This is a genomic window from Streptomyces sp. NPDC058751, assembly GCF_042746485.1.
GTDB lineage: Bacteria > Actinomycetota > Actinomycetes > Streptomycetales > Streptomycetaceae > Streptomyces.
Genome location: NZ_JBHYPZ010000037.1, coordinates 1 through 21,226 on the forward strand (window position 1 = coordinate 1; position 21,226 = coordinate 21,226).

At 68.9% G+C, this 21,226-nt stretch carries 20 protein-coding genes and 3 pseudogenes; 6 read left to right on the top strand and 17 right to left on the bottom strand.

The genetic code is table 11. The annotated features are described in order from the left end of the window. Positions 1 to 898 precede the first annotated feature (898 nt). Entirely contained in the window at positions 899 to 1,339 is a 441-nt protein-coding gene (locus tag ACFW6B_RS29355; RefSeq protein ID WP_386600583.1) for a hypothetical protein, read from the bottom strand. A gap of 1,202 nt (positions 1,340 to 2,541) precedes the next feature. Here ACFW6B_RS29355 and ACFW6B_RS29360 point away from each other — a divergent pair. Then, a complete protein-coding gene (locus ACFW6B_RS29360; RefSeq protein WP_386600585.1) occupies positions 2,542 to 2,892 on the top strand; it encodes a hypothetical protein in 351 nt (116 codons plus the stop codon). A gap of 189 nt (positions 2,893 to 3,081) precedes the next feature. After that, complete coding sequence (locus ACFW6B_RS29365; protein ID WP_386600586.1) at positions 3,082 to 4,533, top strand: helix-turn-helix domain-containing protein; 1,452 nt, start codon at positions 3,082 to 3,084, stop codon at positions 4,531 to 4,533. Between the two features lie 361 nt (positions 4,534 to 4,894). Here ACFW6B_RS29365 and ACFW6B_RS29370 read toward each other — a convergent pair whose 3' ends face one another. The 4 genes from ACFW6B_RS29370 to ACFW6B_RS29385 all read right to left on the bottom strand — a co-directional run bounded on the left by ACFW6B_RS29370 (position 4,895) and on the right by ACFW6B_RS29385 (position 8,395). Further along, positions 4,895 to 5,167 carry a hypothetical protein gene (locus tag ACFW6B_RS29370; RefSeq protein WP_386600589.1) on the bottom strand — a complete coding sequence of 91 codons (273 nt, stop codon included), beginning with the start codon at positions 5,165 to 5,167 and terminating at the stop codon, positions 4,895 to 4,897. After that, positions 5,151 to 5,447 carry a DUF6247 family protein gene (locus ACFW6B_RS29375; RefSeq protein WP_386600591.1) on the bottom strand — a complete coding sequence of 99 codons (297 nt, stop codon included), beginning with the start codon at positions 5,445 to 5,447 and terminating at the stop codon, positions 5,151 to 5,153. The genes ACFW6B_RS29370 and ACFW6B_RS29375 overlap by 17 nt, the downstream gene beginning before the upstream one ends. A gap of 196 nt (positions 5,448 to 5,643) precedes the next feature. Continuing rightward, positions 5,644 to 6,189, bottom strand: a complete 546-nt coding sequence (locus ACFW6B_RS29380; protein WP_386600593.1) for a hypothetical protein — start codon at positions 6,187 to 6,189, stop codon at positions 5,644 to 5,646. A 1,144-nt stretch (positions 6,190 to 7,333) separates the two neighbouring features. Next, complete coding sequence (locus ACFW6B_RS29385; protein ID WP_386600595.1) at positions 7,334 to 8,395, bottom strand: hypothetical protein; 1,062 nt, start codon at positions 8,393 to 8,395, stop codon at positions 7,334 to 7,336. Between the two features lie 206 nt (positions 8,396 to 8,601). Here ACFW6B_RS29385 and ACFW6B_RS29390 point away from each other — a divergent pair, with 206 nt between their 5' ends. Then, a complete protein-coding gene (locus tag ACFW6B_RS29390; protein ID WP_386600598.1) occupies positions 8,602 to 8,973 on the top strand; it encodes a RidA family protein in 372 nt (123 codons plus the stop codon). A gap of 139 nt (positions 8,974 to 9,112) precedes the next feature. Continuing rightward, complete coding sequence (locus tag ACFW6B_RS29395; protein WP_386600600.1) at positions 9,113 to 9,505, top strand: SgcJ/EcaC family oxidoreductase; 393 nt, start codon at positions 9,113 to 9,115, stop codon at positions 9,503 to 9,505. Positions 9,506 to 9,995: 490 nt separating this feature from the next. Here ACFW6B_RS29395 and ACFW6B_RS29400 read toward each other — a convergent pair. After that, positions 9,996 to 10,642: pseudogene (locus ACFW6B_RS29400) on the bottom strand (helix-turn-helix domain-containing protein); the annotation flags it as partial. 243 nt (positions 10,643 to 10,885) lie between these two features. On the opposite strand from ACFW6B_RS29400, the gene ACFW6B_RS29405 reads away from it, so the two are divergent. Next, complete coding sequence (locus ACFW6B_RS29405; RefSeq protein ID WP_386600602.1) at positions 10,886 to 11,053, top strand: hypothetical protein; 168 nt, start codon at positions 10,886 to 10,888, stop codon at positions 11,051 to 11,053. 151 nt (positions 11,054 to 11,204) lie between these two features. On the opposite strand, the gene ACFW6B_RS29410 is transcribed toward ACFW6B_RS29405, so the two are convergent. Both ACFW6B_RS29410 and ACFW6B_RS29415 read right to left on the bottom strand, forming a co-directional pair. Next, complete coding sequence (locus ACFW6B_RS29410) at positions 11,205 to 12,524, bottom strand: hypothetical protein (protein WP_386600604.1); 1,320 nt, start codon at positions 12,522 to 12,524, stop codon at positions 11,205 to 11,207. Between the two features lie 100 nt (positions 12,525 to 12,624). Then, a complete protein-coding gene (locus ACFW6B_RS29415) occupies positions 12,625 to 12,801 on the bottom strand; it encodes a hypothetical protein (RefSeq protein ID WP_386600606.1) in 177 nt (58 codons plus the stop codon). Positions 12,802 to 13,863: 1,062 nt separating this feature from the next. Here ACFW6B_RS29415 and ACFW6B_RS29420 point away from each other — a divergent pair. Next, positions 13,864 to 14,553: a siderophore-interacting protein gene (locus ACFW6B_RS29420; protein ID WP_386600608.1), complete on the top strand. Its 690-nt coding sequence runs from the start codon at positions 13,864 to 13,866 to the stop codon at positions 14,551 to 14,553. A gap of 179 nt (positions 14,554 to 14,732) precedes the next feature. On the opposite strand, the gene ACFW6B_RS29425 is transcribed toward ACFW6B_RS29420, so the two are convergent. From ACFW6B_RS29425 to ACFW6B_RS29465, 9 genes and pseudogenes are all read right to left on the bottom strand, one after another. Next, a complete protein-coding gene (locus tag ACFW6B_RS29425) occupies positions 14,733 to 15,446 on the bottom strand; it encodes a DUF4232 domain-containing protein (protein WP_386600611.1) in 714 nt (237 codons plus the stop codon). A 348-nt stretch (positions 15,447 to 15,794) separates the two neighbouring features. After that, positions 15,795 to 16,757 carry an SMP-30/gluconolactonase/LRE family protein gene (locus ACFW6B_RS29430; protein ID WP_386600613.1) on the bottom strand — a complete coding sequence of 321 codons (963 nt, stop codon included), beginning with the start codon at positions 16,755 to 16,757 and terminating at the stop codon, positions 15,795 to 15,797. A gap of 115 nt (positions 16,758 to 16,872) precedes the next feature. Further along, complete coding sequence (locus ACFW6B_RS29435) at positions 16,873 to 17,757, bottom strand: helix-turn-helix domain-containing protein (protein ID WP_386600615.1); 885 nt, start codon at positions 17,755 to 17,757, stop codon at positions 16,873 to 16,875. A 151-nt stretch (positions 17,758 to 17,908) separates the two neighbouring features. After that, positions 17,909 to 18,073, bottom strand: a complete 165-nt coding sequence (locus tag ACFW6B_RS29440; RefSeq protein WP_386600618.1) for a hypothetical protein — start codon at positions 18,071 to 18,073, stop codon at positions 17,909 to 17,911. 164 nt (positions 18,074 to 18,237) lie between these two features. Continuing rightward, positions 18,238 to 18,444, bottom strand: coding sequence for a hypothetical protein (locus tag ACFW6B_RS29445; RefSeq protein WP_386600620.1), 207 nt, complete (start codon positions 18,442 to 18,444; stop codon positions 18,238 to 18,240). Between the two features lie 11 nt (positions 18,445 to 18,455). After that, positions 18,456 to 18,866: a hypothetical protein gene (locus ACFW6B_RS29450; protein ID WP_386600623.1), complete on the bottom strand. Its 411-nt coding sequence runs from the start codon at positions 18,864 to 18,866 to the stop codon at positions 18,456 to 18,458. 200 nt (positions 18,867 to 19,066) lie between these two features. Then, positions 19,067 to 20,128 carry a M48 family metallopeptidase gene (locus ACFW6B_RS29455; protein ID WP_386600625.1) on the bottom strand — a complete coding sequence of 354 codons (1,062 nt, stop codon included), beginning with the start codon at positions 20,126 to 20,128 and terminating at the stop codon, positions 19,067 to 19,069. A 269-nt stretch (positions 20,129 to 20,397) separates the two neighbouring features. After that, positions 20,398 to 20,718, bottom strand: a pseudogene (locus ACFW6B_RS29460) (transposase); the annotation flags it as partial. A 16-nt stretch (positions 20,719 to 20,734) separates the two neighbouring features. Next, a pseudogene (locus ACFW6B_RS29465) lies at positions 20,735 to 21,208 on the bottom strand (transposase); the annotation flags it as partial. Positions 21,209 to 21,226 lie beyond the last annotated feature (18 nt).

Genomic DNA, 21,226 nt, shown 5'->3' on the forward strand with positions numbered 1-21,226 from the left:
GTCTGCTCCGCAGACACGACGCGGCGTCGCTACGCGACGCTTCCCGGCGCTGCGCGCCGGAGGCCCCGGGCTCCGCCCGGGGCAGGCAGTCGCTCCGCGACCGCCTGCCGGACCAACGCTCCGCGCTGGTCCGGGGCTCGGATCGCTCCGCGACCCGAGCGAAAAGCGGCAGCAGCAGGCAGCGGTGGTGGGGGGCCGGCTCTCGTCACCTCGCCCGACCCTGACAGAACGTCAACATCGGACTGTGCGTCAAAACTGATGACGGGATAGATTATGGGATGACACCCCACCACCGACCCACCATCCGAGAATGCGTCAATTCCCGAACGGGATGAGTTCTTGACTCACACCACATCCCCGACTCGGAGTCGTGAGAATGACGGTTCAATTCTCACGATGAATTCTGTCAAATAGCCGTTGGGTGTGTCGGATGTATTCCTGAGATGGTCGTTTTCCATTGCGCCCCCGAGGTGTTCTAGAGCCTTATCCGAGTCGGTGACGTACCGAGGATTTCGAAGTCGGCCCGTGGTCCCGTGGCACCGTGCCAGGCCCCCGAAGGTGGAGTTGGGGAACTGTGCGGCCTCTTGCGGTGTCAGGAAGGGTATGAACGGTGATCTCCTCACCACTCTTGTCGGCGCTGCTGGTGGCGCGGCTCTCCTGGTTCTCGGTGCGGTGGTGACAGTCGGCGTGAGAATGACATGGCCTTTCGTCACTCATGCCAGCAACGGGTGAGCACCCCCGCCAGTGCCAACGATCAGGTCGCCACGCCTGCGCTACTGCCACTCAGACGACAACGCTCCACTGACACTCTCCCGCAGACCATCAGTTCGCATCCGGCTGCTCCGAGACTCACCGAACGCTGCTGTTCCCCCGGCTTCGAGAGGGAGGGTCCGGCTCGTCAGGATGATGTCCATCTCTGCTCGTACGGGCTGCAGGTGTCACTCCAGACGTCGTGGTTGCTCGCCTCTCCGATGCACACCTTGAATTCCACTATGTAGTGCTCTGGGAAGCTCTTGTTCTGGTAGCGCCACACAGGGGGGTTCGCTCCGGCTGTGTGCCAGATGGAGCCATTGCGCACCACCTCTTCGTTGTTGACGAGACGCCAAACGATCACGGCAGAGTGCCCGTCGGCTTCCCTGTCGAGGATGCTGAACCACTCTCCGTCAGGACGGAAACATCCCTGGACCTCGTCTGTGGAGGCGCATGTCGGCGTGAACGCGCCCCCCGGCCAGCCAGCGGCGTCTGCGGTGTCGATTTCTGTGGCAGCCGAAGCCGTGCCGATAGTGAGAAGGGTGGAGGCGGCTACGCCGCCAAGGACAGTGAGGACACGTCTCTTCACGATGCGCTCCTTGATCAACTTAAGGTTGCCAAACCGGCATCCTAACAGTCGGCAACTCGTCTTCCTGCATCAAGTCACTTGATTTGCAACCAAGTTGAGGATTCACGCTCGCAAGAAAGTACTTGTCGGGGACCGAGAGATGACTCCGTACGGCACGCATCACCGATGCTTGCGCGCCGGGATGTCCTGCGGTTGCACCACTCCGTGGTCACCGCGGCAGCACCGCCTCCGTGGACCAGGCCGTGAGCGGTCCCAGCCCCTGCAGCCGCGCCCCCGCGCCGACTGTTCCTGCGCAGGAACAGCAGCACGGACTAGGCCGCAGGTTGGGCGCGCAGGCCGTCGCGTCCGGCACCGATGTGCCGGCGGGACCGCGCGGCGGCGGCCGTGCGCAACACGCGGCCCGGCCGCCCGGTCCTCTCGCCCGCCGCCCGGCCCGCACCTCATCACCCCCACACCTCCCTTTTCCTGGTATCGGGGTCGGGCCTGGGTGGCGTAGGAGGGGATGTCAGCCCAATCTCGGAAGCCCCCGACCACGCGGGCTGAGCTGCACGAGCGGCAGGCCGCGGAATCCGGGGCACGCAACGCCTGGCGCAACAGATCCCGCAACCCGACCACCGGGCCGTGGTCATGACGCTCGGTCCGGGACCGACAGGTCATGACGGTCTCCGGCCGGGGGCCAAGGCGGCTCGTTGGCTGCGGGTCAGGGAACGGTGGATCCCCACCTCGGTCTGCAGGCTCCACCTCGTCGGTCTCGCGCTGCTGGCGGCGCTCAGACCGCTGCTTCCCGAGCTCGTCGGGTGCGCCGGGGACGAGTCATGCGCTTCGGACTCTGTCTCCGTCAGTGGGTGGAGCTCCGGAAGGATGCACCCCTGCAGGCTCGATCCTGCAATTGCATGTCCCGGATCGTGTTAAGAGCCACGATTGATCGATTCTACGCGATTTTTGACTTCAGAGTTTTTAGCGGGGTAAGAATCGAAGGCCTTTCCGGCATTCTTAGCCCTTCTCGGGCAGAAAAAGTCGGAAAAGTTGCACGGTCGGATATGAGACATGGCCGACACGCGGCGCTACGTAAGTCAGGGACTTTTCTGCTGCGGCCGCGACGAAAGTCGGCCGTCCTGGAGAGACTCGGAGAATCGCACACTGTGCGGCATATGAGTGATTAGCACATCGCACTGTGTATCGATAGCTTCACCCTCAGGTGCGTGCGGGACCTCGACCGTGTCGGCAAAACCCTGTCCGAGATCCCGCACGCTTTCTGCGACACAAAGGAGTGCCCCATGGGGCGATCTACCCCTCGGCGCCGCCGAGCCAAACGGCCTTCCGGCCACTTCGCTGCCAGCGAGCGTAATCGTCGTAACGAAACATTTCGTTACGTGAACCGGTTTGGCACGCACGAATTCATTGCGTTCATCGGCACATTGTTCGCCGGGTACGTGCTCATCTTCCGGCCCGTCGTACAAGTGACGTTCCCTCCGGAAGCCGTCTACGCATTGGGCGGTGTACTGTCCGGCGCCCTGCTCAAGGCCCTGCGTCTCCGTCGTCACCGGCGCTGACAGCCCCTCAGCCGGGGGACGGGGCTGGCGCACCGGCCTTTCGCCTCCTGGCCACGGCTGCCTGGGCCCGGTCACCACCGGGCCCAGGCTCCCGAGCCGTGCGGGGTGTGACGAAACCCGGGGAAATCCGGCTGCCTCAGCTCCGAATAACCCTCTGTGAACCCTTTCCGTGACGGGATGGATATATCTGTGAGCACCACATGCGAGCACTGCGGGACTGCTCTGACCGGCGGACCGGGCAAGGGCCGGCCGCGGAAGTACTGCGGGGACGCCTGCCGTCAGGCCGCCCACCGGCGCCGCCTGCACGGCGACACCGCAGCCCCGCCTGCCGAACCGCACCCGCCCGCGCCGAACGGCCCGGCAGAGGACCGCCCCGTGCCGCGCGCCGGCTCCGTGCATCGCCCTGCGGCCTACGGCCCCTCGGCAGGGGATGAACTGCTCGTCGAGATTGCCCGGGACATCCAGGACGGGGCCCGCGACCTCGCCCGGCTCCTGCCGTCCTGCGATGGTGAAGAACCCCTGCAGCGCATCGCCCAGCTGCACGAGCAGCTCGACGGGCTGACCGCCGCGGTCGTCGGGCGGGCCCGCTACCGGCGCGTCACCTGGTCCGGCATCAGCTCCGCCCTGCGCATCAGCGAGGACACCGCGCGCCACCGCTACAGCGAGCGCTACATCCTGCGCTGTCTGGCCCGCTTCAACCGCACCGAAACCGTGCTGACCTCACTTACTGGCCTCTTCAGCAGTGCCCCGGCCCGTTCCTGCGAACCGGCGGAAGAATCCGCTGCCGACAATGAGCAGCCCGGCGCGGCCTGCCCGCCCGGCGGCGACCTCGAGCAGCAGACCGCCCCCGCCGAATCCACGGGAGCCGCCTACAACAGGCTCGCGCCGATCCTGTCCATGCTGATCCGCACCGCACAGCTGACCAACAAGGAGGTCAGCGAGAAGATCGGCTGCTCCGCTTCCTACCTGTCCCGCATCCTGTCCGGCGAACGTGTCCCGACCTGGGAACTCACCAGTAGGTTCGCCCACGCCTGCGGCGCCGACCCCGAAGTCCTGCGCACCGTCTGGGAGTCCGAGAAGCTCAGCCAGAAGAACCGCGAAACACCTCCGGACCCCGACGACACTCCCCGCACCGCCACCGAGCGGCTCCGCGTCGCCATCCAGACCCTGCACCTGCGCGCCGGCCGCCCCGCCCCCAACGACGTCGCCATCGCCAGCCGATGGCTGCTGAGCACCAGCGCCGTCGCCTCCATCCTCGAAGCCTCCTTCCTGCCCCACCACGCAGTCCTGGAGACGTTCGTACGCGTCCTCGGGGGCGACAGCGACCACTTCCACCGACTCCTGGACGACGCCCGCAACGAAGCGAGCCAGGAACAACTCACCGCCCGCCCCCCGACCCGTTCCTGCCCCACACCAGCCGCCGGCGCGGACGCCGTCATAAAGGCATTCAGCAAAGTCCTCACCGAGGACCAGCCCGTCGAAGACGGCCGCGCCCGCCTCCTGCTCAAACTCGCCCGACGGCAGACCAGCCAGTCCCGCCCCACAAGCGGCACCCGCACCCGCACTCTCACAGCTCTTACCGACGCTTTGCGACACCGCTCCCCAGCCCCCGCCATCACCCCTCTCCACACCGGAACATGACACACCCGCGCCAGGCGGTGATCGGGGCAGCGATGTACCCAGCGAACGCATCCAGCCAGCGGGCGATGGCTTCGCGGCCCTCGATGCCGCACGCCGAACTCGCCGAACTCAAGATTCCTCCCGGGCATCCGCGGGACTCCATCACCGCCCGGGTCCTGATCGCCTTCGTGACCATGGCGGTCAACGTCGCACAGGCCACGGCCCGGGACGACGGGGCAGGTCCCGGTGCGGCTGTGTCCCGTCGGGATACTGAGCTGGCGGGGCCAGCGGGCCATGGTCGGGCCCGCCCTGTCCCGGCCTCCCGTCGTGCGCCGCACACGCACGAGCACCGTTCCGCGATGCGGGGGGGGCGGGCGACAGGTCAGCCGAGCCAGACGACGTCGACGACGTACAGGCGTCCGGCCGGGCGGTTGATCCAGTAGACGGCGGTGAGGGCTCCGACCGAGGCGGAGCGGACGTCCTCGCCCTCGGGGTCGCGGGCGTTGAAGGGCGGGAACGACCACGGGTCGCGGCCGGCGATGTCCAGGACGTCCCGCAGCATCTCGCGCGCGTGGTCGGGCAGTTCCTTCGCCGTTCCTGCGGCTTGAGGGGACAGGCGGGCCAGGGCGGCGGCTCGCTCACGGATGGGCTCCAAGGACCTGGTCCAGGTCGATGCCGTCGGAGTCGTCGCAGCCCCTGGCAAGGAAGGCGTCGACGGCCGGAGCCGCGGCGAGGCGGGCCCTCCAGGCGCGGACGACGGTGTGGACGGGGGCGAGGCTGAAGGAGTGCCGGGCGTCGTCCAACGCGCGTGCCCAGTCCTGCTCGAACGCGGGCACCCACGTGTCGGCGCGGCGGTCGGCGCGCAGATCCTGGAGCAACTGGACGGCGGCCGCGGGGGCCGGCGGGGCTGGGGCTTCCTCGGGCTGCGCGCTCATCGGGTCCTCCTGGCGGGTCGTATCGCCACCGTACGCGCGGTACTGGGCGGCGGGGACGCACATTCTGGGGTCCCTTCCCGTGCAGAGGAGTCTCAGAATCCTTCCGCTTACCGCTCGGCAGACTTGATCAGTCGAACACGGTTTCTGTAGCCCGAGTATCCCGCGACCGGCTCACGACAGGCCGGGCGCCAACTCCTCACTCCCTGTACAGCTGCCGTGCGCGCTCGTCCATGAGCACCCGGTACTCCGCGTACCACGGCTTGTCGGCTGCCTCACGGCACAGCTCACGCGACCGTCGCAGACGCCCCTGCTGTCGAGTTGCTTCACCCAGCGCCCAGGCCGCCAGCGCGGACAGGGCCCAGGGGATCCATGTCTCCGGGAGCAGGGCGACCGCTCCTGCCTCGACGGCTCCGATCACGACGAAGGTGAAGCGCATGCCCCAGATATGGGCCGCCGGCCCCGGTATGAAATCCGGTTCGTCGTCTTCGCGGTCGCCGTCGGTACCTGCGGGGCCTGGAAACTCATGGAGCCAGATGGTGCGTCCGAACCGCGCGGAGACCGCCACCCCCCAGAGGGGCAGGCACAGTGCCGCCGCGTAGGCCACCGGCCGGACCGCCTCGGCGGGGACAAGCCACGACAGGACGGCGCAGGTGACGGCCACGGCCACATGAACCCACGGGAGAATGAGTCGCCGTATCGCAAGCTTGCCCTCGGCGCGGGCCAGCTCTTTCATTTCCTGCATTCTTCCTCCGCCGTTGCTTCCCGATCGAATGGGTACGGGAAGGGGCACGTCGGCTGACGGCCTCTAGGCGTAAGCGGTCAGTAGTGCGGCAAGCAGTCCGGCAGCCGCAGCAGTGAAGACCCGCGGCTTCCTCCAGCCTGGTCCCGAAGCCTGACGGTTCAGCTCCCACGTGAGCATCAGAGCGCCGCCAAGGCCCAGTGCGCCCCGCAGCAGGAAAACGGTGGTGTGCACCAGGAGACCTCCAAAGACTTCCGAACGGACGGGAAGGCTACCCCTGGCAGCTGTCTGGTGTGCTGGTGGGGCGTTTTATACGGCGCTCGGGGCTCACGCGGTCGCCGCTGATCCTTCCCTGACCCACCGCTCGCCCCGCTCCCATACCGTCTGCCCTCGACTCGCACACCGTGGAGCGGGTGTGGTCCAAGACGTCAGGATGGAGCGCGCCGCTGCACGAACGACCTCGTTCGATCGCCCGGAGTCGCTGCAGAGGTCCCGCCGCAGTGCCCTCGGCTGGACCCGTCAAGGTCGCCGAGACCGTCGGCTGGGGGGACAGCGGTGTTGTCTCGTACTTTTGGTGCGGTCTCGGGTGCGCATGCTCGTGAGCTGGAGGAGCGATCGTGGATTGGGTCGTTGGAGTTGGGATGACGCTGGGCGTGCTGGCGATCTCCCTGGGGACTGCGTCGATGTGCACGGGGTGGACATTGCCGTGGGTGCGCCGCCGTGTCGCCCGGCCGCGGGTCTATGGACTGGGAGTGCTGTTGGTGGGCACGCCCTGCGTAGTGCAGGGCCTGTTCTACTTCGGAATGCTGCCGAGCCCGTCCTGGGAGATCCGTTTCTTCAGCATGAACGCGCTGCTTCTCTCTGGACTGGTTCTTTTGGGCGTGGGCCAGATACGGGGGTCGCGCCGTAGGACCGACCCGGCTCTGCGGTAGCGGCCTCAGCCGGCCAGAGGTTGAGAGTGCTGTCATTTCGCGGGCTCTGGTTCAACTTCTGGATGCTGTTGAGCCAGAGCCCGAAAATCGACAGCAGCTGCTCAGCAATTTCGACAGCACCCCGGCGCGCTTCTTGTTCGATAGAGGCCAGGCTCGAGCCCTGACTTCTGGCCGCGGCGGCAGCCGACGCCGAGCGGTGGCGCCGGGTGACCGGGTCAGGACGTCCAGCAGGTGTAGGTGAACCAGGTCTGGACCTCGTCGGCGGACAGCACACGAGTCAGCTCGGCCGTCCCCGGGAGCGCCGGGAAGAACCGGTCGGCGTTCCAACTGCGCTGGTACATCGGCTCGTCCAGCACGAGTAGGCGGCGTCCCTCCACAACGGGGATGTCGTCGGGCAGCCCCTCGTTCCAGATCCGCTCCCCGTCCGGGGCGAGGAGTTCGAAGGTGCCGGTCGCGACGGCCCCGGTGTGCCCCTGGGCGGGTTCGGGGTCCGTGGCCAGGCGGACGCTCTCCGCCGACGGTGCGGTGCCGGGCACGTGGCCGCCGCCGACGAGCACGTGCGCGAGCAGCGTGTGCAGCTGGAAGTTGTCCCCGATGCCGCCGATGCGCACTTCGAACCCGGTCCCGGTGGGCCGGTGCAACACCATCACGGGCTCGTCGTCCAGGATCGCCAGCGCGTAGGCCAGGCACTTGAGATCGTGCCGCTCCAGGGCCGCCAGGTCGCGGCAGGCGGGGAGAAGTGCGGAGGCGTGCCGACGGCGTACCTCGGTGCTGCGGCAGAGCACGGCCAGTGCGGGGGGCTGCCACTGCTCGACCGAGCACCAGGCCAGCGCCAGCCGCAGCGCCTCGTGCGCCTCGCCGCCCAGCCGGGCCATCAGCGCGTCGTCGATGATCTTCTCGTCGGCCTCCGGAAGTTCGTCCCCGGCACCGTCGGCGGCGGCCCAGCGGCGGGCGAACTCCAGGGCATCGAGCAGGTCCCGGTGGGTGCCGTCGAGGACCGGCTCCGCACAGGCCGCCGGATCGGCACCGCGTTCCACGCAGAAGCCGGCCATCGTCGCCAGCATCGGGCGCGGACCGGTGGGCGGAAAGGCGGGGAGTAGCGCGGCCAACCGGGGTCCCACCGGCACGCATTCGGTGCCTGTCGCCGACTGCAGGCCGCTCATCGCCGCTTTGAACGCACGCTCGGTGCGGCCGCCGTCGCGAGCGGCCACGGCCTGCTCCAGCTCTGTCATGACGGCGGCCAGGTCCGCGGCCTTCTGCTTCCTTCTGAAGATCACCTGCACACCTTAGGCCCGAGGTCTGACATTGATGGCAGCCGATGTCCTCGCGGCCCGTACTGCGCTCAGGCACCACAACGAACAGCAGATGGCCGACGCCTCCGGCCAGGTCCTGTCCGGGCGGTCAACGGGTCGGCTGATGTGGCGCGTTGGCCAGGTCGGTCATCTCGGTTGCTGTGGCTCTGCCGTGCTGCGACCATCCGCGCATGATTACTCCTGGCCCGATAGTCCCCGATGGCGGTGGTTACCGTCACTCGTACGAGGTCACCGCTCCTGCGCGCCTGGTGCACGTCTCCGGGCAGATTCCGGTGGCTCCGGACGGCACCCTTCCAGAAGGGTTCGCTGCGCAGTGCCGTCAGGCATGGGCCAACCTGGCCGCAGCCCTGGCTCATCATGGGATGGGGCTCTCCGACCTGGTCAAGGTGACCACCTTCTTGTCGGACAGGGTGTACCGGGAGGAGAACTCCGCCATCCGCCGCGAGGTACTCGGCGACCACGCTCCGGCGTTGACGGTCATCATCACGGGCATCTACGACGAGGCCTGGCTGCTGGAGATCGAAGCCGTCGCCGCGCGGTAGACGAGCCGCGCGTCCTCCTAGGGCCGCCCGGGGCGTCGGCAGTTCCTGCACAGGGGCAACGGCACGGGCTAGAACCTGTCCGGGCGATCTCACGCTGGACCTTGACCTCAAGTTGGCTTGGGGTCTCAGGGTGATCTGCATGGATACCGAAACCGCAGACATCAAGGCCGTCGAACAGGTCGTCACTGCTGTCGAGCGCGCTCAGCGAACCAAAGACGTCGAGGGGTTCCTCGCGCTCTTCCACCCCGACGCCTTCTGGACGACCGGCCACGGCAAGGTCCTGATCGGCTTCGACGCGATCGCCGAGTTCACCCGCGCCGTGCTGCCCGCAGTCGGCTGGGACGGTGAGGTCACCTACGAGGCAGTGCGCACGCAATTCCTGCGGCCCGACGTGGCGGCTGTCAAGGTTCGGCAGATCTACCACTTGCCGGAGGGGGATACGGAAGGCGCTCCGCTCTACGTCATGACCAAGCGGGATGACGGTAGGTGGCTGCTGCACGCATGCCAGAACACTGAGGTCCGGGTCGAATAGAACCCGAACGACCACGTGACTGGTCCACGTTCGGATCGTTGTCCTGAGCATGACGCGGCATGATCTGACAGGCATGGAGCGGGAGCGGCTGCGGCCGTTTCTGCCCGTGGGTAACGGGGGGGCGAGCAGGCCGCGGCGGGCGACGGCTTCGTGGCCCTTGATGCCGCGCGCTTGAGACTGAGCGTTTCATCTGGCGGGTGAGCACGTCGGCCGGCGGGCCACGGTGGCTCAGCCGGTGGGCACCGGTCCGTCTCCGGCGACCTCGCACCGGCAGACCGGTGCCGACATCGGGGCGGGGTTCGCGGCTTCCGGCAGGTGTGATCCCGAGGCGGAGGAGACACCGGACGTACAACCGTTGGAGATCGGCAAGGGTCTAGCGATCGAAGGACCGTTCCCCGGAAGGCACAGGGCGTCCAAGTCATGGTCACGCCTCCCGCCGGAACCTCGGTCGTCAAGCCCGACTACTGCCGATCACGGGCGCGGCTGTCGCGGCAGTGGCGAACGTGGTCACCGTCGTCATCAGGTTCAGCTCACCGTACGAGGAGTGCAGGAGGAGCGGAACTGCGAAACCGAGCAGCCCGGCGGACCGATCCAGTTGAGGAACGTACCGAGTGAGCTCGGCGCGCAGGTCTTCCAGGTGGCCGAGGCGGGCCAGGATGTGGCGGCCTCATTCGGCGGGGTTGCGGATGCGGGGCGCCAGGCCGTCGGGATGCAGCGCGAGGCGGTAAATGTTCGTGCCCGGACCGACCAGCTCAGGGGCTGCCCCCTCGGTGATCAGGTCAAATGCGGTGTTCGCGGCGATCAGGTCACCGCTGCGGTCCACAACCAACGCGGGGTACGGCAGGTGCCCGCGAAGGATGTGGGCGATCGCCGTGCGCACGGGAGCCGGCACCGGATCGTCGAGTGTGCTCTCGGGGTAGGCGGGTGCGTACCCCGCGGCCAGCAGCAGCTCGTTGCGCTCCCGCAGTGGCAGTTCCAGCGACTCGGCCAGGCGCACGGCCATGTTCCGGCCGGGGCGGACCTGCCCGATTCGATGAAGCTGAGATGGCGCTGTGTGGTGCCCGCCCGAAGCGCCAGGTCGAGCTGGCTGAGATGGCGGCGGGTACGCCGTTCGCGAAGCGCACGAGGAAAGTCCACAGACCTGTTGTAGCGGCGGCGGGTCCCGGGCCATTCCCCGCAGGGAATTGTCGCCGCCCGCGCCGGTTGTGAACATCGCCGGCATGGACATCGGTGTGCTGCTTCCGGCCGGAACCGCCCGGTGGGGCCCGGCCGGCGACCCCTGCGAGCTGGTCGCCTTCGGCCGCCGGGCCGAACGCCTGGGCTTCTCCTCGCTCTTCGTCGGAGAGGATCCAGGCGGTCGTCACCGGCTCCGCCGGCCAAGTGCTCCAGCGCCTGGGACAGTACGTTGCCGCCGGCACCCACCACATCGTCGCACGACTCGGTGCCCTGGACCTGCGCTCCCAGCACGACCAACTCGAACGGATCGCGGACCTGGTCCCCGCCGTCCGGAAGGCGATGGATCACCCCATAGCCTCGGAAGGCCCCTGAGCCTGACCCGACCGACTGCGGGACGGCCCCGGGTTGGCGTGGCGGGCGTCGGGGCCGGGCCTGGCAGCACCGCTCGCCCGCTCCGAAGCCAATCCGAAAAGGTCAGTAACAGTCACACCGCACCCGGTACCGCGATCGAAATGACGGATCGTCAGAGATGGTTCACGGTGGCCGCGCTGTCCGACCAGAGCCAGTTCACGGGTGAGTACTGCTTCTTCAGCGCGGTGCGCTCGCGCCCGTAGCCCTTCAGCGTGGTCTCCACCGCCGCCGCCAGGTCGTCCAGGTCCTGCGGCACCGGCACCCGCAGCAGCAGGCGCTGCTTGCGGTGTGCGAGGAGCAGCTCCCCTGCGGGTGTGCACTCCAGCAGGGCGAAGTGGACGAGGGGCTTGAAGGGCTTGTCCGCGGTGGACATCCGGGCGCGCAGCACTCCGTCGGCGCTCCACGCGTACAGGCCGTAGCGGTTGAGATGGAAGGCACGGGCACGGTACGGGTCGGCGACGACGGTGAAGTCGAAGCCGGTGAACGGGCTGTCCTCGCGCAGGTGCAAGCCTCCCAGCCGGCCCTGCAATACCCCGCGGTCGTCGACGAGGGCGAAGCTGAACTCCTGCCCCCGGTTGGTCGACCGGTAGGTCTTCCCGAAGACCGGGACGACGAACAGGTCGTCGCCGAGTGCCGCCGGGCGGGTCATCGTGGAGTCGAGGTAGCCGTAGAGGCTGCCGCTGGTCCCGGTGAGCTCCGACAGGGACTCGGTCAGTGAGGGCGAGGGCCGGTTGCCGCGCCCCACCGGCTTGTCGCCGTACCGCACGTGTGCGTACGCGTCGGTGTCGCTCTGGTGATCGGTGCGCGCGTCCAGGGTCGCGACGGCACGCAGCACGGGCTTGCGGCCCGGTCCGAGGGCTGTGCCGGGTTCGGAGACGGCGACGATGTTGGCGTGGGCGCCGGCCCAGTTGCTGAGCCCGTACTCGGAGGTCATGCACAGCAGCCGACCCGCGGGGGTGACGGCGATCGACGCGGCGAACGGGTCCTCCGCGGGATCCTGCCGGTTCTCCCAGCCCCAGGACATCGGCCAGGAGGCGAGTACCTCGTCCAGGTCCGGGGACAGGAGGTGGGTGCTGCCGGGCTTGGAGCTGACGGCGACCGCGCCGTCCGGGAGGACGGCCAGGGTCGTCCCGTCGCGCTCGGGTATGGCCGAGGGGCCGCCGCCCGGGACCGCCTGTCCGAACACGGTGGTGGCGGTGGGCTTTCCGTCGGAGCCGTAGCGGGTGATCAGCTGGTAGCCGAAATCCTGCTCGGCGGGGTCGGCCGAGCCGGCCGCGTGCCCGCGGTAGCGGCGCAGGCCGGTCAGCACGTAGGTGTCGCCAGCCGCCGTCGCCACCGCGTGATCGACCCTGAATCCCCATCCGCCGGCTTCGGGGTCGAGACGGTGGACGTCCAGCAGGGACGAGGGCGCGGTGATCGGCAGCAGTGTCATACCGGCATCCTCTGCCCTGCCACTGACATCACATTCAGTCAGCCCTCCACGGAAAGTGAGCCAGAACCCGTTCTCGTCGGCAAAGCCAGCCAAGAGGCACTCAATCCGGCCCCCGCATGATCGGCCGGACAGGTCGTAGACGCGCGGGAGCGGCGAGTTCGGGGACGTGTGGCTGGAGGTGCAGCAGGAAGCCGAGGGTGCTGGCGATGGTCCAGTCGGCCGCAGTGGGACGTCGGCGTTCCAGGCCGAGGGAGATCCAGTTGCGCTGTGGTTCCATGGGCGGAGTCCTTCCGTGCATATGCGTGCTGGGTGGACGTTTTCGGAGGCCGCCCCGGGCATGGGGTGGCCTTCGTCCGTCTACGACGGTAGGCCCACCCTGCGGGAGCGTCCGTAAAGGCGACGGTTTCGGCGAGGACGGCTCATTCGCAACGGCTGGCGGTGCATTCAACAGGCCCTCGCGGTCCGGGTATCCGCCCCTCGGAAGTCGCCCCACCTGCGCTTTATCGGCTTATCGGCAGACCCCGCAGGTCAGCGTCCACGAGCTGGGATCCAGGACCAATTCGCGGCCGGTGAAGCATGGGTTGCACCGCGGCACATGGCCCCACCTGCACCCGGCTCGTGCCAGCGGTCGAAGACGTTCAGCCGGGACGGACCAGTTGGCATGCGGCAGGAGGAGGTCCAGCACTGGTGGCGCGACGGCGAGGAGCCGGCCGTACAGGTGCTGGTCTGCGGCGGCGATCCGCGGCCATGCCCGCATCCGCTCGGCCGGCGGAAGACTGGCTGCGGCATCTGCCGCGGCGAGGTCGAGGACCGCGCGGGCCAGGAGCGGGCCCAGGACGAGGTACACGGGCCAGGAGTTCTTGACGGGCGCCTCGATGTCGCGGCGCAGCTGCCGGTCTGCACGACGTCGACACCGGCTTTCGCCACTCGCGTCACAAGTAACCGGCGGAGAAGGTCAGCGACTTGTCCCTGGTCAAACCCAGTATTCCACTGACATCACAGTGACGATCAGCAACTGACAATCACCTGCAGACCATCACCTGTCCATGCCGGTCCGGCCGGGTCAGCGCCCTCCCCCGCACACCCGGGCGAAGCTGGATCTGGTCCAGGCGCATCGGGCGCGGGGCGGCGCGACCCCCGTTGTTGCCGTCACCTGCAGGGCCCCGACCTTCGCGAAGTCGGCCTACTGGTCGCGGCGCCAAAGGAGCCCGGCGTAGCCGAACGCGGGCACACGCAAAGACGAGCACTATCGTGTTTTGAACGAAACGCGATAGTGTCGCGTTCGGTTCAATGTCGGCCTTCAGCGCCCCACCGCATCGACGAGTTTCCGAGGAGTCCCATGGCTGCCCTGCTCTCCCCCCTCCTGGACCTGCTGACGCTTCGGGGCACGGTCACCGAGACCGAACCTGTCGCCGCCCGACTCCGTCGCCTGCGCATCGAGGGCGAGGCCCTGTCCGGGCTGACCGTCCGCCCCGGACAGCAGGTGAGGGTCGTGGTCGGCGACGGGCTGACTCTGCGCACCTACTCGATCTGGCGCTACGACCCGGAGGGCGCCGTCGAATTGTGCGTACTGGATCACCCCGGGGGTGGCCCCGGAGCACGGTGGGGGAGCAGCGCCACAGTCGGCGACCGGGTCCGAATGCGCAAGCCGGAAGGGACGTTCGTGCTGCGGCCCGACGCCGCGCACCACGTGTTCGTAGGGGAGGAGACGGCGTCGGTCGCCTTTGGCGCGATACTGGGCGCACTGTCTGACGGGGCGCGGATCTCCGGCTGCGTCGAAACGGAGACGGCTGCCGACCGGCTCCCCCTGCCGTACTCGGACCGCCTCAATTGGATCATCAGGAGTGGCACTTCGCTCCCGGATGCGGTGCGACGCCTCGCCCCTGAGCCAGGCGGGATCGCGTACGTCGCCGGGGAGGCGCGGACCGTGCAGCACGTGCGGCAGGTGCTCGTGCGAGAGGCCGGCTGGGACCGACGGGCGGTACTCACCAAGCCGTTCTGGGCACCGGGCAAGCGCGGGCTGGAGTAGACCAGGTTCGCCACCTGTGACCGAGCGCTGCAATTGGCCGGTTGAGCGTGTGGGCGGGCAGGGCGGTCTCCGGTGATCTCGCCGAGTCACCGGTCCGCCGGCCGCCCGCCCGGGGGCCTTGCGCGTTGCCGGCCGTGGACGTGCGGGAAGGCGGTGACGCGTCACCGGCCGGCGGACCGTCAGAAGTCGTACGGCTTCCTGGCGTTCCAGTTCAGCACGTCGGCCTCGTTCCAGGTGAACTTCTGGTTCTGGCCCTTGCCGACGACGGAGTAGAAGGGGCCGGGGCGGCCGCCCTCGCCGCGCAGCGCGAAGGAGAGTGCCTGCGCCGTGTGGTTCTTGGAGCCGTGGTCGAAGAGGTTCACCGCGCTGTACACCTTGCCTCCGGGCCGGAGCGTGATGTGCTTGTCGCCGCCCGGGGCGTCCTTCGTGGAGTGCGGCAGCGCGACGTCGTCGGTGTTCGAGTCGAGTACCACGGCCGGGTAGGAGGTGACCCAGCAGGGCTTGGTGCCCTGGTTCACCGCGGTGAGCAGCAGGTGGTCGCCCTGCCGGCCGGCGAACCGGTGCACCGCGGTGACCAGCATCTCGTCTCCGCGGCACTGCTGCGCGCCGGCCGTTGTGCTCTTGCTCGCGCTCTCCTGCGCACCGCCCGCGGCGGTCGCCGGGGGCGCCCCTTCCTTGGTGTCACCACTGCTGTCGGCCTGCGCCGCGCCGCCCTTGGCGTCCTGGCCGGACGCGGAGCGGCCCTGGGCGGTCCCCGCACTGTGGTCGCCCCCCGCCGCCTTCGAGCCGCCGTCCGCGCCGCCGCAGGCGGTCAGGCCCAGCGCCAGCGCGGCGGTGACGGCGGCCAGAGCGGCGGTGCGGGCGGTACGGCGGCGGGCACGGTACGCGGTCATGATGAAAGCTCCCCCATGGTCTGTCAGGACACGGCGCCTTCCCCTGCTCTCGCAGGGCGGCCGGCCGCATCGGCTGTTTCGCTGCACCCCATGAGATGACGCCGGGACGAGCATTGTTCACTCGGTTTTGTCCGCATTCGGTAACAGGACAATTGGCCCCAGACGCACCGGTTTTCACGTCGTGCCCGTCAGCAGGTGTTTTTCTTCCTCAGCACGGCGGGTCGCAACGTGAAAGGGCCCGGCACCACGGATGCGGGGCCGGGCCCTTGCCGGTGGCCCGGTTCTTCAGGACACGTGGAAGGTGGATGTGCAGATGCCGGGCGCCGGGGCGATGCTGCCGGGCGGGGCTCAGCCGGCCAGGTGGGCGAGGACGAGGTTGGGGTCCTTCGCGGTGAGGTAGGCGGCGCTCATGACGTGGACGGTGTTGCCGTGCAGCGCGATGGAGGTCGGGCCCTGGAGGCCGTCGGCGGCGGTCAGGACGGTGGTGCGGGTGCCGTCGGGCCGGATCAGGGCGACCTGGTTGACGGTGTTGAGGGCGGCGATGATCTGGTCGCCGTGACCGGTGAAGGCGAAGTCGTCGATCCCGGTCAGGCCGGTGGCGCCGACCTGGGCGGTGCCGGCGCGCCCGTCGGCCAGGACCGGGATGCGGACGATGGTGCCCTTGTCGAGGTTGGTGGCCCACAGCGCCCCGTTGTGGATCTTCAGGCCGTTGGCGCCGAGGAACCCGGCGGGGGCCAGCGCCGGGTCGGTGGACCAGGCGGTGGCGGTGCCGCCGGAGGCGGGTACGCGCCAGACGGTGCCCAGGGTGGAGTCGGTGACGTACAGGGTGCGGGTGCGGGCGTCCAGGGCCAGGCCGTTGGGCAGGCCGGTGGCGGGCAGTGCGGCGATGCGCTGCGGCCGGCCGCCCGGGCGCAGACGCCATACGCCGGTCAGGTCCGCGGTGCCGGTGGCGTACAGGAAGTACAGGGTGCCGTCCTGGGCCCGGACGACGCCGGTGGTCAGCGGGAAGCCCAGCGCCGGGGTGTGGATGCCGCCGTCGGCGGGTTCGGGCAGGGTGGCCAGGATCCGTACGCCACCGCGGCGGGAGACCGCGGCGACCTGGCGGGCCTTGGCGAGGGTGACGTACACGGTGCCGTCCGGGCCCAGGGCGATGTTCTCCGGCGTCTGGCCCTTGGCCAGGTCGAAGTGCACGGCGGTACGCGCGCACCTGAGCGGGTCGGAGGCAGCCGACGCCGGGGCCGGAGCGGCCATCGCGACCGCGGCGGCCAGGACGACGGCCGACACGGCGGCCTTGGAGAGCTTGGTGAACACGGGGGATCCTTCACTGCTTTCGGGCATGCGGCAGCAGCACGCTGCCGCATGAGGGCGGAGGGATGCCCGGCCGGGACCGACATGCGCGGGGCCGACCGGAAGGAGGGGTACGAGGTCAGCCGGTGCTGAGCCGGCTGTCCGAACGGGCAGGGACGGGACGGGCGGTGGCCTGGGCGAGAAGTTCCAGGGCGGCTCGCGAGGGCGAGCCCGCAGCGGTGGTGGCGACGACGACGCCGGGGCCCGGCCCCTGGCTCAGGGTCTGCTGCATCACGCTCAGTGGGCCGACCAGGGGGTGGCGCATCTCGTACTCGGCCACCGCGCAGGCCCTGACCCGGTGGTCGGCCCACATCGAGGCGAAGTCCCCGCTCTTCGTGCTCAGCTCACCCAGCAGCAGGTGGAGTGCGGCGTCCTGCGGGTACTGGCCCGCCGCCAGGCGCAGATTCCCCACCACCGCCCTGGCCTTGCCCGGCCAGTCCGCGTACAGGTCCCGGGTATGAGTGTCGAGGAACACCAGCCTGGCCATGTTGGGACGCTGCGCCGGTACGTCCGGGGCAGCGGGGTCGAGGTGCCCGGCGAACAGCGCATGGCCCAGCCGGTTCCACGCCAGGACGTCACTGCGCCGGCCGATCACTATCGCGGGAACGTCCCCGAGCGCGTCCAGCAGTTGGGCGGTCGCCTCTGTCACGCGCTCGGGCGCGGGGCGCCGCCCGCTGCGGGACCTGGGCGGTCGGGCCAGGTCGTGCAGGTGACGGTGCTCGGACTCGTCCAGGCGCAGGGCCCGGGCGATCGCGTCCAGCACCTCCGGCGAGGCGCCCAGCGAGTGCCCCTGCTCCAGGCGGGCATAGTAGGAGGCGCTCACCCCCGCCAGCAGCGCCAGCTCCTCGCGGCGAAGACCCGGCACCCGCCGACGCTCCCCGTAGGTGGGCACGCCGGCCTCTTCAGGTCGCAGCTGGGAGCGCCGCGTCCGCAGGAAGTCCCCGAGCCGTGATGTCCCGTTCATGGCACCGAGTATGTGCCGACCCGCGGCACACAGCCTCTCCCCGCCGGGGATAGGCACCGCCGGGACCGGTCCCCGGCCCGAGCGCGTGTTTCTGCCAGTAGTTCGTTGAATCCGGCGGTAGAGGCCAATAACCCTTGACTGTCTATGCAGGTCAGTTGGAGTCGTCCAGGGCGATCCTCGGTGGGCCGTAATTCTCGCGGTACTGCGACCAGGAGCTTTGGCCGACGGCAACGACGCACGAGCGCACCCGCTCGCCCCGGCGCAGGTAGCGCACGATCGGCGAACGCGTCGTCGCGACCGCGGTCCCTCGTTCCACGCCGACATGCGCACCGCCTCCTTCCGGACGGCCCGCCAGACCGACGCGCCCGGTGCGGCAGTGGCCGGCGGAGCAGCGGACAGGGCGGTCGCGAGGACGGCAGTAATGGCGGCCACCGGGGTGAGAGCGGGCGCGGTCCTCCTCCAAGAGCTCACAAAGGCCCGCTACACACGGCGTGTGATCAAGAACCGTCGTGCGCCAGTGGCCCACGCTTCCATGGTGGTGACCGGGATGAGGACGTCGACGAAGGCGCCGGCATCGAGCTGGGTGAGGGCGTTGCTCCACGTCGCGTGCGGGATGCGGATGATCTCCTGGTCTTCGGCAACGGACCAGTACTTCGTCTCTGCCGAAGGGCTGTCCCGTAATTCCACGCGGTTGAGGGTCATGCCGTGTCAGGGCCGGTGCTGATGGCACCGGCCGAACGAAGCGAACGTCCGAGGTCTCCGGTGAGGATGCGGGGGTGGCGGCGCCACCACAGGTCGGGACCGGGCAGCCTGTGGAACTGGTCGAGTGCTTGGCCGTCGTCGTCGATGGTCGCGGCCTTGTACCGGTCGTCCAGAGCTTTGATCTGCGGGGTCCAGAGCTGGACGATGTGTTCGTCCAGCAGGGGCCACGCCTCGTGCAGCCAGTTTCGGCAGTAGAGGTCGTTGGTGTACTCGTAGATGTCGTCGCCGTAGCCGCGCTCGATGGTGCTCACCAGCGTGGCCCACGCGTTCACTCTCCCAGCGACCGTGAATGCCGTCCGCCGGCCGCGCCGGTGCAACAGCTCTCCTGCCTCGGTTTCAGTGGCCACGGGCGTGAGGCTCTCATGCCGAATCCGTACGGCAGACCCGTACGGGTGGGCACGCTGCCGTAGGCCGCCCCGTCGATCGGATGCACCTGGTCAGGCGGAAGCCGAGCGCCGGCCTCGTGCTCGCCCGGCAGGCGCCTGCTGATCAGCCATCAGCCGAACCGCCAGGCAGCACGCCCGCCCCTCCATCGCGGACCAAGCCGTCAACGCAGTGCAATGGGCTGCTGTGCCTCAGCGACGCCGTCACGCATCATCTTGTCCACCACCGCCTTCTCGGGCAGGCGAAGCTCGTCGGCGATACGGGTCAGGCCGGGCTCATCCAGAGTGATCGCCGCCCGGTGCCTCGGCGCAGCGCTCAACCGGGCCACGCGCGAAGCATCGAGAGAACCACGGGTGGCATCACCGCTTCGTTGTTCGCGCAGGCGTGCCGCCTGACGGGCGAGTTTCTCCCAGAAGTCCTGCTGGGGGGCTGTGGTGGATCGTTTGGGGGCGAGTGTCTTCGTCTCGATCACCAGGCGATGCGCTTCCACGCAGACCGGGCGAGCAAGGTCCTGGTCGTTCAGCGCGGCGACAGCGGCCTCGCAGGAGGCTGTACGGGCTGCCGCGTCGTCCGCCTCCAGCAGTGCGCCCCGGGCGGCCGGCAGCGTGAGCCGGAGCAGCAGGCGCGCTGTCGCGGCCATGGCCGTCCTCGGGATCCACAGCGCCAACTCACTGATCTTGCCCCGGATGTCGAAGCTTCTTGCTCCGGCCGCCACGTGGTCCGAATCGAAGGCGAGAGGATGGGGATTCCAGGAGATGTACGCGGTGTCGTTGATTCGCACGGTCCCCGTCCCGGCGGTCAGTGACTCGAGGGCCATGGCGACGAATGCGCGGGAGGGGGCGTTGCGAGGAGCCGTGTAGGCCAGTGCGTGGGCTATCGCGGCAATGCGTTGCTGGGGCGGGTAAGCGGCCCAGAGCGGGAGGCCGACAACAAGGCAGCGCTTCCGGCGGACCCCGTAGTGGGTGACGGTGACCGAGAACTCCGGAGCGAGCTGGACCGTATCGGGGGGCTGCACTCCGCACGTGTCGGCTATGCCGCCCAACAGGTCGAACAACGCCGGGGCGTCTGCCTCTCGCAGCGTGGGCAGGTCGGGATTCAGCTGTCCGATCCGCGGACGCAGAGCAAGAGCCAGGCCCAGAAGCGTCAGGCCCATCATGGGCTGGACAACCGTGTGCAATCCGGTGACGATCAGCAACACGCTGCCGATGAACAGCGCGGCCGTCATGAGATGGACCATGCCGGCAACGGCGTACGCGGCTGCCGTCCTGGCTTTTACGCGCATAGTGCTTACTGGCAGACTTCGGCGGTCACGTTCCACGAGTCCCCCTTGCGGTGAACGGCCGGTGCCGCTCGAACACGTGGTGATCCGACCATCGCGGCAGAGGCCGGGCAAGCGGTCTGAGCAACATCTGAGCCTCCCCGGCCAACAGGGGGCAGAGTCAGCCCGGGACGGGTGGGGTACGGGCGGGGCTCTTCCGCCCAGCGCGCTGAACGTCAGGCGTCGGTCAGGCTGCGTTGCTGAGGTCTTCGGACTGTTGTCGGTCGATGGTTGAGGGTGGGTTCGGTGCCGGCAAGGCAGTCGTCGATCGGATCGAGGCGGAGCTGAATGTGACGCAGGCTCCGGCGGAGGGTGCGTTCGAGGTGCTCGTCGTCGGTGAAGGCGGTGTTGGCCAAAGGGCCGCGCCGTAACAGCGGCCAGACGCCCTCCACCGGATTCAAATCCGGTGCGTAAGCGGGAAGTTGAACGATGGTGAGCCAGTGGTGTGCCGCCGCGTACTCGCGCATCCCGGCGGCCCGGTGGGTGTTGAGATGATCTCAGCTTGTTCTTTATCTACCAAGATCTTCCAGGTTTGCCGATGGCCTTGAGGGTCTCGGGGCGTTTGGCGGTCTTGCCGACGTCGTAGCGGGTGGCGGGCCGCCGGTTCTTCGAGCCGGGAGGGCGTCCGGGTCCGGTTCCGGTTGGTTGAGGAGCATGGGCGGGGCAGTGCAGGTGTGCGCGGATGTTCCTGAACCCCCGGCGGACCCGGGCTGGGGTGAGGTGTTCGGGCTTGGCCGGTTTTTCCCAGGGCCGGCGGAGTTCGGTGGCCAGTGGCCGGACGAGGCGGAGTTGGGTGTGGGCGACGACCAGGAGCCACGTCCAGCGGTCTGCGGCTTGGGGAGTACGGATCTTCGGGGCGGTCCAGCCGAGTGTCTGCTTTCCGAACCTGAATGTGTGCTCCAGGTCGAATCTCCTGAGGAACACCTGCCACCACAGGTCCACGTCCTCCGGGACGGCGCTGGTCTTTGAGGACCACAACCACACCGGTGGGGCCTGGCGGTTCTT

Excerpts from the sequence above, each read along its gene's own strand:
- ACFW6B_RS29390 (WP_386600598.1), top strand. The coding sequence starts at position 8,602 with ATGATTACTCCTGGCCCGATAGTCCCCGATGGCGGTGGTTACCGTCAC.
- ACFW6B_RS29455 (WP_386600625.1), bottom strand. The coding sequence starts at position 20,128 with ATGACGGCCGCGCTGTTCATCGGCAGCGTGTTGCTGATCGTCACCGGA.
- ACFW6B_RS29380 (WP_386600593.1), bottom strand. The coding sequence starts at position 6,189 with ATGCAGGAAATGAAAGAGCTGGCCCGCGCCGAGGGCAAGCTTGCGATA.
- ACFW6B_RS29415 (WP_386600606.1), bottom strand. The coding sequence starts at position 12,801 with ATGGAACCACAGCGCAACTGGATCTCCCTCGGCCTGGAACGCCGACGT.
- ACFW6B_RS29410 (WP_386600604.1), bottom strand. The coding sequence starts at position 12,524 with ATGACACTGCTGCCGATCACCGCGCCCTCGTCCCTGCTGGACGTCCAC.
- ACFW6B_RS29395 (WP_386600600.1), top strand. The coding sequence starts at position 9,113 with ATGGATACCGAAACCGCAGACATCAAGGCCGTCGAACAGGTCGTCACT.
- ACFW6B_RS29435 (WP_386600615.1), bottom strand. The coding sequence starts at position 17,757 with ATGAACGGGACATCACGGCTCGGGGACTTCCTGCGGACGCGGCGCTCC.
- ACFW6B_RS29420 (WP_386600608.1), top strand. The coding sequence starts at position 13,864 with ATGGCTGCCCTGCTCTCCCCCCTCCTGGACCTGCTGACGCTTCGGGGC.
- ACFW6B_RS29425 (WP_386600611.1), bottom strand. The coding sequence starts at position 15,446 with ATGACCGCGTACCGTGCCCGCCGCCGTACCGCCCGCACCGCCGCTCTG.
- ACFW6B_RS29375 (WP_386600591.1), bottom strand. The coding sequence starts at position 5,447 with ATGAGCGCGCAGCCCGAGGAAGCCCCAGCCCCGCCGGCCCCCGCGGCC.